This is a genomic window from Paenibacillus sp. FSL R10-2199, assembly GCF_038000235.1.
GTDB classification, from domain to species: Bacteria; Bacillota; Bacilli; order Paenibacillales; family Paenibacillaceae; genus Paenibacillus_AQ; species Paenibacillus_AQ phytohabitans.
The window spans coordinates 1,712,770-1,725,591 of record NZ_JBBOBO010000001.1 but is presented as its reverse complement, the minus strand read 5'-3'; the positions used below and the strand labels follow the sequence as shown (position 1 = coordinate 1,725,591).

26 protein-coding genes are annotated in these 12,822 nt (G+C 46.6%); all 26 read right to left on the bottom strand.

Going from position 1 to position 12,822, the window contains the following annotated elements:
- Positions 1-41 precede the first annotated feature (41 nt).
- The gene (gene infA, locus NYE33_RS07605; protein WP_018753971.1) at positions 42-257 is read right to left on the bottom strand and encodes a translation initiation factor IF-1; all 216 of its coding nucleotides are present in this window, start codon (positions 255-257) and stop codon (positions 42-44) included.
- A gap of 2 nt (positions 258-259) precedes the next feature.
- Entirely contained in the window at positions 260-568 is a 309-nt protein-coding gene (locus NYE33_RS07600; protein WP_042140130.1) for a KOW domain-containing RNA-binding protein, read from the bottom strand.
- Between the two features lie 11 nt (positions 569-579).
- Entirely contained in the window at positions 580-1,332 is a 753-nt protein-coding gene (gene map / locus NYE33_RS07595) for a type I methionyl aminopeptidase (protein WP_042140131.1), read from the bottom strand.
- A 4-nt stretch (positions 1,333-1,336) separates the two neighbouring features.
- On the bottom strand, positions 1,337-1,981 hold the full coding sequence (locus NYE33_RS07590) for an adenylate kinase (RefSeq protein WP_042140132.1): 645 nt from the start codon (positions 1,979-1,981) through the stop codon (positions 1,337-1,339).
- Between the two features lie 98 nt (positions 1,982-2,079).
- Entirely contained in the window at positions 2,080-3,378 is a 1,299-nt protein-coding gene (gene secY / locus NYE33_RS07585) for a preprotein translocase subunit SecY (protein ID WP_042140133.1), read from the bottom strand.
- Positions 3,378-3,818, bottom strand: coding sequence for a 50S ribosomal protein L15 (gene rplO / locus NYE33_RS07580; protein ID WP_039298666.1), 441 nt, complete (start codon positions 3,816-3,818; stop codon positions 3,378-3,380). Before rplO ends, secY begins: the two co-directional genes overlap by 1 nt.
- Positions 3,819-3,858: 40 nt before the next feature.
- Positions 3,859-4,044, bottom strand: a complete 186-nt coding sequence (rpmD, locus tag NYE33_RS07575; RefSeq protein ID WP_019908243.1) for a 50S ribosomal protein L30 — start codon at positions 4,042-4,044, stop codon at positions 3,859-3,861.
- Positions 4,045-4,058: 14 nt separating this feature from the next.
- Complete coding sequence (gene rpsE, locus NYE33_RS07570) at positions 4,059-4,556, bottom strand: 30S ribosomal protein S5 (RefSeq protein ID WP_036652980.1); 498 nt, start codon at positions 4,554-4,556, stop codon at positions 4,059-4,061.
- A 27-nt stretch (positions 4,557-4,583) separates the two neighbouring features.
- A complete protein-coding gene (gene rplR, locus NYE33_RS07565; RefSeq protein ID WP_042140134.1) occupies positions 4,584-4,952 on the bottom strand; it encodes a 50S ribosomal protein L18 in 369 nt (122 codons plus the stop codon).
- Between the two features lie 84 nt (positions 4,953-5,036).
- Entirely contained in the window at positions 5,037-5,579 is a 543-nt protein-coding gene (gene rplF, locus NYE33_RS07560; protein WP_036721827.1) for a 50S ribosomal protein L6, read from the bottom strand.
- Positions 5,580-5,609: 30 nt separating this feature from the next.
- Entirely contained in the window at positions 5,610-6,008 is a 399-nt protein-coding gene (gene rpsH / locus NYE33_RS07555; protein ID WP_019908239.1) for a 30S ribosomal protein S8, read from the bottom strand.
- 32 nt (positions 6,009-6,040) lie between these two features.
- Positions 6,041-6,226: a type Z 30S ribosomal protein S14 gene (locus NYE33_RS07550; RefSeq protein WP_036589425.1), complete on the bottom strand. Its 186-nt coding sequence runs from the start codon at positions 6,224-6,226 to the stop codon at positions 6,041-6,043.
- 44 nt (positions 6,227-6,270) lie between these two features.
- The gene (rplE, locus tag NYE33_RS07545) at positions 6,271-6,813 is read right to left on the bottom strand and encodes a 50S ribosomal protein L5 (RefSeq protein ID WP_039298657.1); all 543 of its coding nucleotides are present in this window, start codon (positions 6,811-6,813) and stop codon (positions 6,271-6,273) included.
- 30 nt (positions 6,814-6,843) lie between these two features.
- Positions 6,844-7,197, bottom strand: a complete 354-nt coding sequence (gene rplX / locus NYE33_RS07540; protein WP_019908235.1) for a 50S ribosomal protein L24 — start codon at positions 7,195-7,197, stop codon at positions 6,844-6,846.
- A gap of 56 nt (positions 7,198-7,253) precedes the next feature.
- Positions 7,254-7,622, bottom strand: a complete 369-nt coding sequence (gene rplN, locus NYE33_RS07535; RefSeq protein WP_019908234.1) for a 50S ribosomal protein L14 — start codon at positions 7,620-7,622, stop codon at positions 7,254-7,256.
- A gap of 38 nt (positions 7,623-7,660) precedes the next feature.
- Positions 7,661-7,927 carry a 30S ribosomal protein S17 gene (rpsQ, locus tag NYE33_RS07530; RefSeq protein WP_039298654.1) on the bottom strand — a complete coding sequence of 89 codons (267 nt, stop codon included), beginning with the start codon at positions 7,925-7,927 and terminating at the stop codon, positions 7,661-7,663.
- A gap of 43 nt (positions 7,928-7,970) precedes the next feature.
- Positions 7,971-8,168 carry a 50S ribosomal protein L29 gene (gene rpmC / locus NYE33_RS07525; RefSeq protein ID WP_019908232.1) on the bottom strand — a complete coding sequence of 66 codons (198 nt, stop codon included), beginning with the start codon at positions 8,166-8,168 and terminating at the stop codon, positions 7,971-7,973.
- Positions 8,158-8,592: a 50S ribosomal protein L16 gene (gene rplP / locus NYE33_RS07520; RefSeq protein WP_039298647.1), complete on the bottom strand. Its 435-nt coding sequence runs from the start codon at positions 8,590-8,592 to the stop codon at positions 8,158-8,160. Before rplP ends, rpmC begins: the two co-directional genes overlap by 11 nt.
- Before the next feature lie 2 nt (positions 8,593-8,594).
- A complete protein-coding gene (gene rpsC / locus NYE33_RS07515; protein WP_039298645.1) occupies positions 8,595-9,260 on the bottom strand; it encodes a 30S ribosomal protein S3 in 666 nt (221 codons plus the stop codon).
- Positions 9,261-9,273: 13 nt separating this feature from the next.
- The gene (gene rplV, locus NYE33_RS07510) at positions 9,274-9,606 is read right to left on the bottom strand and encodes a 50S ribosomal protein L22 (protein WP_036680546.1); all 333 of its coding nucleotides are present in this window, start codon (positions 9,604-9,606) and stop codon (positions 9,274-9,276) included.
- Positions 9,607-9,637: 31 nt separating this feature from the next.
- Positions 9,638-9,916, bottom strand: coding sequence for a 30S ribosomal protein S19 (gene rpsS, locus NYE33_RS07505; RefSeq protein WP_039298640.1), 279 nt, complete (start codon positions 9,914-9,916; stop codon positions 9,638-9,640).
- A gap of 76 nt (positions 9,917-9,992) precedes the next feature.
- Positions 9,993-10,823, bottom strand: coding sequence for a 50S ribosomal protein L2 (gene rplB, locus NYE33_RS07500; protein WP_039298637.1), 831 nt, complete (start codon positions 10,821-10,823; stop codon positions 9,993-9,995).
- A 27-nt stretch (positions 10,824-10,850) separates the two neighbouring features.
- On the bottom strand, positions 10,851-11,144 hold the full coding sequence (gene rplW, locus NYE33_RS07495; RefSeq protein WP_039298634.1) for a 50S ribosomal protein L23: 294 nt from the start codon (positions 11,142-11,144) through the stop codon (positions 10,851-10,853).
- Complete coding sequence (rplD, locus tag NYE33_RS07490) at positions 11,144-11,767, bottom strand: 50S ribosomal protein L4 (RefSeq protein ID WP_039298632.1); 624 nt, start codon at positions 11,765-11,767, stop codon at positions 11,144-11,146. Before rplD ends, rplW begins: the two co-directional genes overlap by 1 nt.
- Before the next feature lie 25 nt (positions 11,768-11,792).
- Positions 11,793-12,416, bottom strand: coding sequence for a 50S ribosomal protein L3 (gene rplC, locus NYE33_RS07485; RefSeq protein WP_036721840.1), 624 nt, complete (start codon positions 12,414-12,416; stop codon positions 11,793-11,795).
- A gap of 42 nt (positions 12,417-12,458) precedes the next feature.
- Positions 12,459-12,767, bottom strand: a complete 309-nt coding sequence (rpsJ, locus tag NYE33_RS07480) for a 30S ribosomal protein S10 (RefSeq protein ID WP_017692074.1) — start codon at positions 12,765-12,767, stop codon at positions 12,459-12,461.
- Positions 12,768-12,822: the final 55 nt, after the last annotated feature.

Here is a 12,822-nt window from a genome sequence, read left to right as displayed (position 1 = left end):
CTCAAAGTTTTGCGAAGCAAAACTTTTGTTGTAGTTCCCATCTATTTACGGTAAGTTATACGGCCTTTTGATAAATCATAAGGCGATAACTGCACGACCACTTTGTCTCCGGTTAGGATACGGATAAAGTGCATCCGCAATTTCCCGGACACATGGGCAAGTATTTGATGACCGTTCTCAAGCTCAACCTTAAACGTTGCGTTAGGCAACGGCTCAATGACCGTTCCTTCTACCTCAATGACATCTTCCTTAGCCACAGTTAGTCTCCTTTCTCATTAGCACTTTTTCCAGCTGGCCCCCCATACTTCATCACTGCGAACCGCAGCTTTCCGTTGGTTACCCGGCCGGTTTCTTCCAAACTATCTACAATCTCATTGCTGATGAAGGGTATGAGCTCCAAGTGCTGAATATTCTTCTTCTTTGGACTATCAAACTTGCGTTTGTCCCCGTCAGCAATATATACAAATCTGCTATCAACAACTGCGATAACAACGGCAGCCTCTCCGGCATCCTTGCCTTTGAGAATTCTCACGATTTGACCAATCTGCGGGCTGCTCCCAGTATTCACGTGAAGATCACCTACGCATTCAGTTTTGTGAAAATCTCCATGCCGTCCGGTGTAACTGCTACTGTATGCTCAAAGTGAGCGCATAGTGAACCGTCTACCGTAACGACCGTCCAGTTATCTTCCAGCGTTCTGACATATCTGTCCCCGGCGTTAACCATCGGCTCAATCGCGAGTACCATACCCGGCTTCAGACGTGGTCCGCGGTCCGCTATGCCATAGTTCGGAATTTGCGGTTCTTCATGCAGTTCTGCCCCAATGCCATGACCAACATACTCGCGGACAACGGAGAAGCCGGCGTCCTCGATGTACTGCTGGATAGCATGGGAGATTGTAAACAAGCGCACATCCGGTTTGATTAACGCCAGTCCTGCGTACAAGGAGCCTTCCGTGACGTCCAGCAGACGCTGAGCCTCTTCAGAAATGCTGCCCACCCCGTAGGTCCAGGCGGAATCACCGTGATAACCGCGGTACTCTGCACCGATATCCAGCGTAACAATATCGCCTTCTACCAGTTTGCGTTTACCTGGAAATCCATGCACCAATTGTTCGTTGACTGAAGCGCAAATGCTGGCAGGAAAACCGTTGTAACCTTTGAAAGACGGCACAGCACCTTGACTGCGGATGTATTGATCGGCGATTCTGTCGAGTTCTCCAGTTGTAATACCAGGCTCTATAGCCTCAGCAATACGGCGGTGACTCTCGGCAACAATTCGTCCAGCTTCCCTCATAAAGGCAAGTTCCTGTTCGGATTTACAAATGATCATTACATTAACCCCGCAATAAAGACACGATTTCGGAAGAAACGACATTGATTTCGTTTTCTCCGTTTACCTGACGCAAAAGACCTTTATCGTCATAAAATGCAAGCAGCGGCGCTGTTTTGTTATCATACTCATCCAGACGCTTGCCTACACTCTCTTCGTTGTCATCCGGACGCTGATACAATTCACCGCCATCAATGTCGCAGATGCCATCTTGCTTCGGCGGGTTGAAAATTAAATGGTAGGATGTTCCGCAAGTGCTGCAGATCCGGCGTCCTGTAAGGCGCGCCATCAGCAGTCCGCGGTCCACATTCAAGTTGATTACGTGATCCAATGAAGTGCCGAGTCGGCTAAGGATTTCTCCCAGCGCTTCCGCTTGCGAAAGGGTTCTTGGAAAGCCATCCAATAAAAAACCTTTTTCGCAATCGGACTGCTGCAGCCGTTCTTCAACGATTCCAATAGTCACATCATCAGGTACAAGCAAGCCTTGTTCCGTGTAAGATTTAGCCTTCAGCCCGATTGGAGTTCCCTGCTTGATCGCCAAGCGGAAAGCATCTCCAGTCGAAATATGCGGAATACCAAGTTCCTTCACTACTACAGCGGCTTGTGTTCCCTTGCCTGCCCCAGGAGGGCCCATGAATAAAATGTTCACGATTCTCTTCTCCCCCCAAAAGTTCGCCACCAAGCAAGAAACAGCACAATAGGTACCGGGAAGTTTAAAACCCTAGGTACTTCACCGGAACCTATCGCCTATTTATTGATGAAGCCTTTGTAATGGCGTTTGATCAATTGGCTCTCGATCTGCTTCATGGTATCCAATGCCACACCGATTACGATCAGCAGCGCAGTACCGCCGATTTTAACCTGCTTAGGCAGCCCTGCCAGAGTACCAAAGAACATTGGCAAGATAGAGATCAAAGCCAGGAACAACGCGCCAGACATAGTCAGGCGGGACATTACTCTGGTCAGATACTTCTCAGTTGCCTTGCCCGGACGAATACCTGGAATGTATCCGCCGTTCTTCTTCATATTCTCTGCCATCTGCTGCGGATTCATCTGAACAAACGTATAGAAGAACGTAAATCCGATGATCATTACCACATACAGGAGCATTCCGAGCGGTGCTTCAATTGCCAAGTACTTGGCAATCCATTTTGCCCAATCATGTGTAGACCAGAAAGATGAGAGAACAACCGGGAATTGAAGCAGTGAAACGGCGAAGATAACAGGAATTACACCAGCCGCATTAATTTTAAGCGGAATATGCGTATTCTGTCCACCGTACATTTTGTTACCGACTACGCGTTTAGCATATTGTACAGGGATTTTACGGATACCTTGTTGAACAAAGATAACCCCGACAATAATCGCTACAACCACGAGCAGTATAATAACGACTTTAAGAATATTCAGGAACATCTGATCCGGCTGAATGAAGCTTGATTGTGCCGTAGCCGTGAAATATCCCGGTATAGCAGCGACGATTCCCGCAAAAATCAGGATCGAAATCCCGTTTCCTATTCCCTTTTCAGTGATCTGTTCACCTAACCACATCAAGAACGATGTACCCGCCGTCAGTATGATCGCGATAAGCAGGTAATCCGCAAAGGTTGCATTTGGAATCATCTCAGTGCCATAAATCCGGTTAAAACCGATAGATGTGGCAAACGCTTGAATCAAACCTAGCACTACTGTGCCGTAACGCGTAATTTGCGCCAGTTGTTTTTTCCCGTGCTCCCCTTGCTTAGCCCATTCGGCAAACTTAGGGATAACATCCATCGAGAGCAATTGCACTATGATGGATGCTGTAATATACGGGTAAATGCTGATCGCAAAAATCGAGAAGTTTTTGAGCGCTCCGCCCGAGAAGGTGTTCAAAAGACCCATCAAAGCGTCTCCGCTCTGATTTGTTGATTCCAGTACTTCTTTGTTCACACCGGGAACCGGTACAAACGAACCGATGCGGTAAATGATCAGAACGAACAGGGTAAACAGGATCTTTTTGCGCAAATCTTCAACATGCCATATATTCTTAAGCGTCTTGAACATTAGATCACCTCGGTTTTACCGCCGGCAGCTTCGATTTTCTCTACCGCAGATTGAGAGAACTTATTTGCTTGTACAGTCAATTTAACAGCCAGTTCGCCATTGCCGAGAATCTTAATGCCGCTCTTAGTGTTGCTGACAACACCAGTTTCAAGCAACAGTTGTGGAGTCACTTCTGTTCCTTCAGCAAAGCTATTCAGATCTTCCAGGTTCACAATCGCGTACTCTTTACGGGTAGGATTGATGAAACCACGTTTAGGCAGACGACGATAGAGTGGATTTTGTCCACCCTCGAAGCCTGGACGCACACCACCGCCGGAACGGGAGTTTTGACCTTTATGACCGCGGCCCGAAGTTTTACCGTTCCCGCTACTTGGACCACGACCAACGCGGTTGCGTTCTTTGCGTGAACCAGGAGCTGGAGCAAGTTCATGTAACTTCATCGTTTGCACCTCCTTATGTTTGTTAATTTATGCGAGGCAATTAGCCTTCAATTTCAGTAACGGATAGCAAGTGACTCACTTTGTTGATCATTCCGCGAATTGCAGGAGTATCGTTGTGAACCACGGACGAGTTGGTTTTGCGCAGGCCGAGCGTCTTAACAGTAACACGTTGTGTTTCTGGACGTCCGATCACACTGCGTACGAGGGTAATTTGCAACTTTGCCATTGACGTTCCCCTCCTTAACCGCGTAATTCTTCGACAGATTTGCCGCGAAGCTTCGCGACCTCTTCAATGCGTTTCAGACGGGAAAGTCCCTCTAAAGTAGCATTGACCATGTTCATGGAATTCGAAGAACCCAAAGATTTTGTCAAGATGTCGCCAACGCCTGCCAATTCAAGTACCGCACGAACTGGACCACCAGCGATAACGCCGGTACCTTCGGATGCTGGTTTCAGCAGAACGCGTCCTGCGCCGAAATGCCCAGTAACCAAGTGAGGAATCGAAGTTCCTACGATTGGAATGTGGATCAGGTTTTTCTTGGCGTCTTCAATGCCTTTACGGATGGCATCCGGAACTTCGCCGGCTTTACCGATACCCGCACCGACATAGCCGTTGCCGTCGCCCACAACAACAAGTGCGCTAAAGCTGAAACGGCGTCCGCCTTTTACAACTTTTGCAACACGGTTAATGTGCACAACTCTTTCTGTCAGTTCTAAACTGTTCGGATCTACACGCAAGTCGTTAACCTCCTTTTAAGAAATATTCTAGAATTCAAGACCAGCTTCGCGTGCTGCGTTAGCCAAAGCCTGAATCCGTCCATGGTACAAGTATCCACCGCGGTCAAATACAACCACTGCATAACCTTTTTCTTTAGCGCGCTCAGCGATCAATTGACCCACTTTGCCTGCAGCTTCAACGCTGCCGCCATTTCCGATTGTAGCACTCAATTCTTTATCCAGTGTGGAGGCGGATACGATAGTAGCGCCTGTCACGTCATCGATCAATTGAGCGTAGATGTGTTTCGAAGAACGGAATACGTTCAAACGTGGACGCTCAGTAGTACCCTGGATCTTCTTACGAACACGCAGGTGTCTTTTGAGACGAGCCTTGTTTTTATCCTCTTTTGTAATCATGACTTCCCTTTCACTCCCTTCAGTTTGCCGTAAACAGCTTCACTTTAAGATGCACGGGGTATCTTACAATTAAGGTAGAGCTGGTTATTTCTTCTTACCAGCTTTACCTTCCTTGCGGATGATACGCTCGCCTTCATATTTGATACCTTTACCTTTGTACGGTTCTGGTTCACGTACGGAACGGATTTTGGCAGCATAAGCGCCTACGCGTTCTTTATCGATACCTCTAACGATGATCTTCGTGTTCGCAGGAACATCGAACTCGATACCTGCTTCCGGTGTAATTTCAACCGGGTGGGAGTAACCAACGTTAAGTACGATTTTATCTCCGGATTTGCTTGCACGATATCCGACCCCAACCAGCTCCAGAGATTTCGAGAAACCTTCAGTCACACCACTCACCATGTTGTTGACAACGGAGCGGGTTGTGCCGTGAAGTGAACGATGCAATTTGTTGTCCGACGGGCGAACAACAGTGATTTCGTTATTTTCAACTGTAATCTTCATGTCTTTATGAAGCTCACGAGTCAAAGTGCCTTTAGGACCTTTTACTGTAATAACGGCGTTGTCCAAAGTGACATCTACACCGCTAGGTACTGCGATTGGTTTGCGACCAATACGAGACATGTGTTGCACCTCCTTATCTTGTGACGTTTATTACCAAATGTAGCAGACAACTTCTCCGCCGGATTTTGATTGACGAGCTTCTTTGTCGGTCATAACTCCCTTAGATGTGGAGATAATCGCGATTCCCAGACCACCGAGTACACGAGGCACTTCATTGCTCTTCGTGTAAACGCGAAGACCTGGTTTACTGATTCTTTTCAGACCAGAGATAACGCGTTCCTGGTTCGGGCCGTATTTCAAGAAAATACGGATAATCCCTTGTTTGCTATCTTCAACGAATTCAGCATCACGGATGAAACCTTCACGTTTCAAGATGTCCGCGATTTGTTTCTTCATAGTAGAAGCAGGCATTTCTACTGTCTCGTGACGCACAGTGTTGGCGTTACGAATACGAGTAAGCATATCTGCAATAGGATCAGACATAGTCATGTGTGTAAACCTCCTTCCCGTTTATAAACTTCTTACCAACTTGCTTTTTTCACGCCAGGAATCTGGCCTTTATAAGCTAATTCACGGAAACAAATTCTGCAAATTTTGAACTTTTGCAATACCGAATGTGGACGACCGCAACGCTCGCAACGTGTATATGCACGTACTTTGAACTTAGGCTCGCGTTGTTGTTTAACTTTCATTGAAGTCTTTGCCACTTAGACTGACACCTCCTAAACATTTTCGGAGAAATGGATGATTCTTATTTTGTGAAAGGCATTCCCAGCTGATTCAGCAGCTCACGGGATTCCTCGTCCGTCTTTGCAGTCGTTACAATAACGATGTCCATACCGCGGACTTTATCCACTTTGTCATATTCGATTTCCGGGAAGATCAATTGCTCTTTAAGACCCAGTGTGTAGTTACCACGGCCATCAAAGGCTTTGTTGGAAATACCACGGAAGTCACGTACGCGTGGAAGCGTTACGTTGATCAATTTATCCAGGAAGTAATACATACGCTCGCCGCGCAGTGTTACTTTAACCCCGATCGGCATATTCTCGCGCAGTTTAAAACCGGCGATGGATTTCTTTGCTTTAGTGATAACTGGCTTTTGACCAGTGATCAATTGCATATCATTTACTGCAGCATCAAGTACTTTGGAGTTTTGAACAGCGTCACCCACACCCATGTTGATGACGATCTTCTCGATCTTAGGCACTTGCATAACAGTAGTATAGTTAAACTTCTGCATCAGAGCAGGTGTAATTTCATTCAGAAAACGTTCTTTCATTCTTGCTGCCATGAAGATTTACCTCCTTTCTTTAGGACTGTATTAGTCGATAATCTCTCCGGATCGTTTTGCTACCCGAACCTTCTTACCGTTATCGAGCACTTTGTAGCCAATACGTGTTACTTTACCGCTCTTCGGATCGATGTGCATTACGTTGGACACATGAATCGAAGCTTCTTGCTCGATGATTCCACCCTGTGGATTCAACTGGTTCGGCTTCTGGTGTTTTTTCACCATGTTCACGCCTTCTACCAGGACGCGGTTTTCACGAGGATAAGCAGCGATGACACGGCCTTTTTTACCTTTGTCTTTCCCGCTGATCACAAGTACCACATCATCTTTCTTCACGTGCAGTTTATTGTTATGGGATTCCAGAACTTTTTTCACTCTAGGCATTTATTACACCTCCTATAACTGACCTTTTCAATTAAAACCGAGACGGGCTCGATTTATTAGATTACTTCCGGTGCCAAGGAAACGATCTTCATGTAGTCCTTGTCGCGAAGTTCGCGAGCAACTGGTCCGAAGATACGTGTTCCGCGCGGGCTTCTGTCGTCTTTTACAACAACAGCTGCGTTTTCGTCGAATGCGATGTAAGATCCATCTTTACGGCGTACAGAACGTTTCGTACGAACAACTACCGCTTTAACAACATCACCCTTTTTGACAACGCCGCCTGGTGTTGCTTGTTTAACGGAACAAACGATCAAATCGCCGATTGCTGCTGTACGGCGTCCAGTACCACCTAGTACGCGGATACACATCAGTTCCTTCGCACCAGAGTTGTCAGCCACATGCAAACGTGTAAATGGTTGAATCATTATTAATTTCCTCCTTCCGGAAAGGGTTCAGCTTCGTATTAGATGATTACCGCTTTTTCTACCACTTCAACCAGTCTCCACCGTTTGTCTTTGGACAATGGACGAGTTTCCATGACTTTCACGACATCACCAATTTTAGCTACATTCTCTTCATCATGTGCCTTGAATTTCTTCGTGGACTTGATGCGTTTGTGATACAGATTGTGCTTTTTATAGGTTTCAACAGCAATTACGATGGTTTTATCCATTTTATCACTGACTACTTTACCGGTCAGCACTTTACGTGCATTACGTTCTTCGCTCATAGTTAGCCTCCTTCCTGATTACGGATTAAGAATCCGCGGTCACTTAACTGATCCCAAGTACTCTTTGATGGATAACGGTTTTAGCACGAGCTATTTCCTTGCGCACGTCACGAATCCGAGTCGGGTTATCCAGTTGGCCAGTTGCCAATTGAAAACGGAGATTGAAAAGTTCCTCTTTGAATCCAGCGATCTTTTGTTCAATCTCGGCAGTGGTTAAGTTGCGAAGTTCATTAGCTTTCATTTGCTTCACCACCCAATTCTTCACGTTTCACAAACTTAGTCTTTACAGGCAGCTTGTGAGCGGCAAGACGCATCGCTTCACGAGCGATTTCTTCCGACACGCCTCCGAGTTCGAACATAATCTTGCCCGGTTTAACTACGGCTACCCACTTCTCAACGTTACCTTTACCACTACCCATACGAACCTCGAGAGGCTTCTGAGTAATAGGCTTATCTGGGAAAATCTTGATCCATACCTGACCGCCACGTTTGATGTAACGAGTCATTGCGATACGGGCAGCTTCGATCTGACGGTTAGTGATCCACGATGGTTCCAGAGCCTGCAAACCATATTCGCCGAAGTTCAATTCTGTACCGCCTTTTGCCATACCCTTCATGTGACCGCGTTGTTGCTTGCGGTGTTTAACGCGTTTTGGTACCAACATGATTAGTTGCCTCCTTCCTGAGCAGCTTGTTTCTTAGCTGGGGGAAGAACTTCTCCACGGTAGATCCATACTTTTACGCCGATCAGGCCGTAAGTTGTATGTGCTTCAGCTGTTCCGTAATCGATATCAGCACGAAGCGTATGAAGTGGAACTGTTCCTTCGCTATAACCTTCTGAACGGGCAATCTCAGCGCCGCCAAGACGTCCGCCTACTTGAGTTTTAATTCCCTTTGCGCCGGAACGCATAGTTCTCTGAATAGCTTGTTTCAGTGCACGACGGAACGATACGCGACGTTCCAATTGTTGTGCAATGCTTTCTGCAACCAGAATTGCATCCAGTTCAGGGTGTTTAATTTCGTTGATGTTGATGTGTACTTTTTTGCCACCGGCGATAGTTGTAACTGCGCTGCGAAGTACTTCTACTTCTGCTCCGCCTTTACCAATTACCATACCAGGTTTAGCAGTGTGAATTGTAACGTTCACGCGGCTTGCCGCTCTTTCGATTTCAATGCGGGAAACAGCGGAATCCTTCAACTTGCCTTTAAGGTATTCCCGGATTTTGACGTCTTCCATTAAAAGAGTACCGAAATCTTTGCCTGCATACCATTTAGATTCCCAATCGCGAATAATACCGACTCGGAGTCCGACTGGATTTACCTTTTGACCCACGTGTTATCCCTCCTTATTTCTCAGATACCACCAAAGTAATGTGGCTGGTACGTTTGTTAATCCGGCTTGCGCGGCCCATGGCGCGCGGACGGAAACGTTTCATAGTTGGACCCTGGTTAACGAAAACTTCGCTTACGAACAAGCTGTTCACGTCCAAAGAGTAGTTATGCTCAGCGTTCGCAATCGCCGAGTTCAGTAGCTTCTCAACAACCGGAGAAGCGGATTTCGGAGTGTGGCGAAGAATTGCAATTGCTTCCCCCACTTGCTTGCCGCGAATCAAGTCAACAACCAGTTTCGCTTTACGAGCGGAAATCCGCACCGATCTTGCATGTGCTTTTGCTTCCATTGTTTTCCCTCCTCTCAAACGAAGACGTTAATTATCTTCTGGTTTTCTTATCGTCACCCGCGTGGCCTTTGTAAGTACGTGTTGGCGCGAACTCGCCCAACTTGTGACCTACCATATCTTCTGTTACGTATACAGGCACGTGTTTGCGGCCGTCATATACACCAAACGTATGTCCGATAAACTGAGGGAAAATGGTTGAGCGACGGGACCAAGTTTTAACTACAACTTTCTTATCTGCCTCGTTCAAATCCTCAACTTTTTTCAGCAGGTAGCCATCAATAAACGGCCCCTTCTTTAAACTGCGACCCATGTGTGAATCCTCCCTTCATCCGGTTCTTCAAACCGCGAATCGACGCTTCGCGCTAGCCTAACTTGCCAGAAGCGTCTTATTTTGTGCGGCGACGAACGATATATTTATCAGATGCTTTGTTTTTCTTACGCGTTTTGTAGCCGAGGGTTGGTTTACCCCAAGGTGACATTGGCGATTTACGTCCGATTGGAGCACGGCCTTCACCACCACCGTGTGGGTGATCGTTAGGGTTCATGACAACACCGCGAACTTCAGGACGACGTCCGAGCCAGCGGCTGCGTCCGGCTTTACCAATCTTGATCAATTCATGATCTTCGTTACCTACGGATCCGATGGTTGCGCGGCATACGCTGAGGATTCTGCGAACTTCGCCGGAGTTCAAACGAACGGATACGTATTTTTCTTCTTTACCCAGCAACTGAGCTTCAGTACCAGCAGCACGAACCAATTGTCCGCCTTTACCTGGTTTCAACTCGATGTTGTGGATAATTGTACCTACCGGGATGTTGATTAGCGGAAGGCTGTTACCAATTTTGATGTCCGCAGCAGGGCCGGACTCAACTTTATCCCCAACTTTAAGGCCTTTAGGAGCGATAATATAACGTTTCTCTCCATCAGCATAGTGGATCAAAGCAATATTGGAAGTACGGTTCGGGTCATACTCGATTGTAGCAACGCTACCTGGTATGCCGTCTTTAGTCCGTTTGAAGTCGATGATACGGTATTTACGCTTGTGTCCACCGCCGTGGTGACGAACCGTAATTTTACCTTGGTTGTTGCGTCCCGCATGTTTGAACAGCGGAGAAAGCAACGATTTCTCTGGCTGGTTTGTTGTGATTTCTTCAAACGTAGACACAGACATGTTGCGTCTTGCCGGAGAGGTCGGTTTGTACTTTTTGATTGGCACTATAGTTTCCTCCTTACTTTAAGAGTATTATTCTACCGCTTCAAAGAATTCGAGCGGTTTGCTGTCCGGGCTAAGCTTAACGATGGCTTTTTTCCACTCCGGAGTGTAACCGGAATATTTGCCGTAACGTTTCAGTTTGCCAGGTACGCGCATTGTGTTCACACTAACAACTTTAACTTTAAAAATAGCTTCAACAGCTTTTTTGATTTCGGTCTTGTTAGAACGGATATCCACTTCAAAAGCGTATTTCAATTCGCTCATGTATTCGGATGTGCGTTCCGTAATCACCGGACGCTTGATAATATCACGCGGATCTTTCATTACGCGAACACCTCCTCTACCTTCAGAACTGCTTCTTTAGTGATAATCAGTTTGTCGTACGTCAGTACGTCAAGAACATTGATGCCGTCAGCCGCTACGAATTTCACCCCAGGGATGTTACGAGCGGAAAGTGCTACATTGTCATCATAGCTAGGAGCTACGATCAATGCTTTTGTACCAACCTTCAGGTTGTTCAGAATAGCTGCGAATTCTTTCGTCTTCGGAGCACTCATAGTCAAGCTATCCAATACGATGATGTCATTCTCAAGTACTTTTGAGGACAACGCGGATTTGATGGCCAACCGGCGAACCTTCTTAGGCAATTTCCAGGAATAGCTGCGTGGTGTTGGTCCGAAGACTACGCCGCCGCCTTTCCATTGTGGTGAACGAATGGAGCCTTGACGAGCACGACCTGTACCTTTTTGTTTCCAAGGCTTACGTCCGCCGCCACGTACTTCAGAACGTCCTTTTACTTTGTGTGTACCACGACGAAGGGAAGCTCTTTGCATAAGTGCAGCTTCATGCAGCACATGTACATTCGGTTCGATACCGAAAACTGAATCACTCAGTTCAACTTCGCCAACTTCGTTACCACTAGTATTAAAAAGTGTTACTTTTGGCATTTCATGTTCCTCCTTTCTTCAGAAATTATTTCTTAACGGTTTGTTTAACTTTCACGAAGCTGTTTTTAGGGCCCGGAATCGCGCCTTTAACCAGCAATACATTACGTTCTACGTCAACTCGGATGATCTCAAGCTTTTGAACCGTTACAGTCGTGTGACCCATATGTCCTGGCAGGCGTTTGCCCTTAGGAACACGGTTAGCTTGAATGGAACCCATGGAGCCTGGTCTTCTGTGGTAGCGCGATCCGTGTGCCATTGGTCCGCGGCTTTGTCCCCAGCGTTTGATGTTACCCTGGAAGCCTTTACCCTTCGAAGTACCTGTTACGTCAACAAATTCGCCTTCTGCGAAGATGTCAGCCTTAAGCTCTTGTCCAACCTCGAGTGACCCGAGGTCAACACCGCGAATTTCGCGAACGTAGCGCTTAGGTGTTGCGTTTGCCTTTTTGGCGTGACCTTGTTCAGGCTTGTTGGAGCGACTTTCCTTTTTATCGGAAAAGCCCAACTGCACTGCTTCATATCCGTCGATATTCAGGTCTTTCTTTTGCAGTACCACACAAGGGCCAGCTTCGATAACAGAAACCGCGATTACGTTACCTTCTGGAGTAAACACTTGAGTCATACCGAGTTTTTTTCCTAAGATACCTTTCAATGTTGACACCTCTTTTCTTTTCCTAGTTGCTTAATAATGAAATTACAATTTGATTTCGATATCTACACCGGACGGTAGATCCAAGCGCATCAAGGCATCCACAGTTTGTGGTGTTGGGTTCACAATATCGATCAAACGTTTGTGAGTCCGTTGTTCAAACTGTTCACGGGAATCCTTGTACTTGTGTACCGCACGGAGAATAGTAATGATTTGCTTCTCAGTTGGCAGCGGGATCGGCCCGGATACACCAGCACCCGAACGTTTTGCTGTTTCAACGATTTTCTCTGCGGATTGATCAAGAATTCTGTGGTCGTATGCTTTCAAGCGAATACGAATTTTTTGCTTTGCCATTTTAGTCCCTCCTTCTATCGCCCAATTTATTATCGGACATACTCCGTGAAAATTT

Excerpts from the sequence above, each read along its gene's own strand:
- map (WP_042140131.1), bottom strand. The coding sequence starts at position 1,332 with ATGATCATTTGTAAATCCGAACAGGAACTTGCCTTTATGAGGGAAGCT.
- secY (WP_042140133.1), bottom strand. The coding sequence starts at position 3,378 with ATGTTCAAGACGCTTAAGAATATATGGCATGTTGAAGATTTGCGCAAA.
- rplO (WP_039298666.1), bottom strand. The coding sequence starts at position 3,818 with ATGAAGTTACATGAACTTGCTCCAGCTCCTGGTTCACGCAAAGAACGC.
- rpmD (WP_019908243.1), bottom strand. The coding sequence starts at position 4,044 with ATGGCAAAGTTGCAAATTACCCTCGTACGCAGTGTGATCGGACGTCCA.
- rplR (WP_042140134.1), bottom strand. The coding sequence starts at position 4,952 with ATGATTACAAAAGAGGATAAAAACAAGGCTCGTCTCAAAAGACACCTG.
- rplF (WP_036721827.1), bottom strand. The coding sequence starts at position 5,579 with ATGTCTCGTATTGGTCGCAAACCAATCGCAGTACCTAGCGGTGTAGAT.
- rpsH (WP_019908239.1), bottom strand. The coding sequence starts at position 6,008 with ATGACTATGTCTGATCCTATTGCAGATATGCTTACTCGTATTCGTAAC.
- rplE (WP_039298657.1), bottom strand. The coding sequence starts at position 6,813 with ATGGCAGCAAGAATGAAAGAACGTTTTCTGAATGAAATTACACCTGCT.
- rplX (WP_019908235.1), bottom strand. The coding sequence starts at position 7,197 with ATGCCTAGAGTGAAAAAAGTTCTGGAATCCCATAACAATAAACTGCAC.
- rplN (WP_019908234.1), bottom strand. The coding sequence starts at position 7,622 with ATGATTCAACCATTTACACGTTTGCATGTGGCTGACAACTCTGGTGCG.
- rpsQ (WP_039298654.1), bottom strand. The coding sequence starts at position 7,927 with ATGAGCGAAGAACGTAATGCACGTAAAGTGCTGACCGGTAAAGTAGTC.
- rpmC (WP_019908232.1), bottom strand. The coding sequence starts at position 8,168 with ATGAAAGCTAATGAACTTCGCAACTTAACCACTGCCGAGATTGAACAA.
- rplP (WP_039298647.1), bottom strand. The coding sequence starts at position 8,592 with ATGTTGGTACCAAAACGCGTTAAACACCGCAAGCAACAACGCGGTCAC.
- rplV (WP_036680546.1), bottom strand. The coding sequence starts at position 9,606 with ATGGAAGCAAAAGCACATGCAAGATCGGTGCGGATTTCCGCTCGTAAA.
- rpsS (WP_039298640.1), bottom strand. The coding sequence starts at position 9,916 with ATGGGTCGCAGTTTAAAGAAGGGGCCGTTTATTGATGGCTACCTGCTG.
- rplW (WP_039298634.1), bottom strand. The coding sequence starts at position 11,144 with ATGAAAGATCCGCGTGATATTATCAAGCGTCCGGTGATTACGGAACGC.
- rplD (WP_039298632.1), bottom strand. The coding sequence starts at position 11,767 with ATGCCAAAAGTAACACTTTTTAATACTAGTGGTAACGAAGTTGGCGAA.
- rpsJ (WP_017692074.1), bottom strand. The coding sequence starts at position 12,767 with ATGGCAAAGCAAAAAATTCGTATTCGCTTGAAAGCATACGACCACAGA.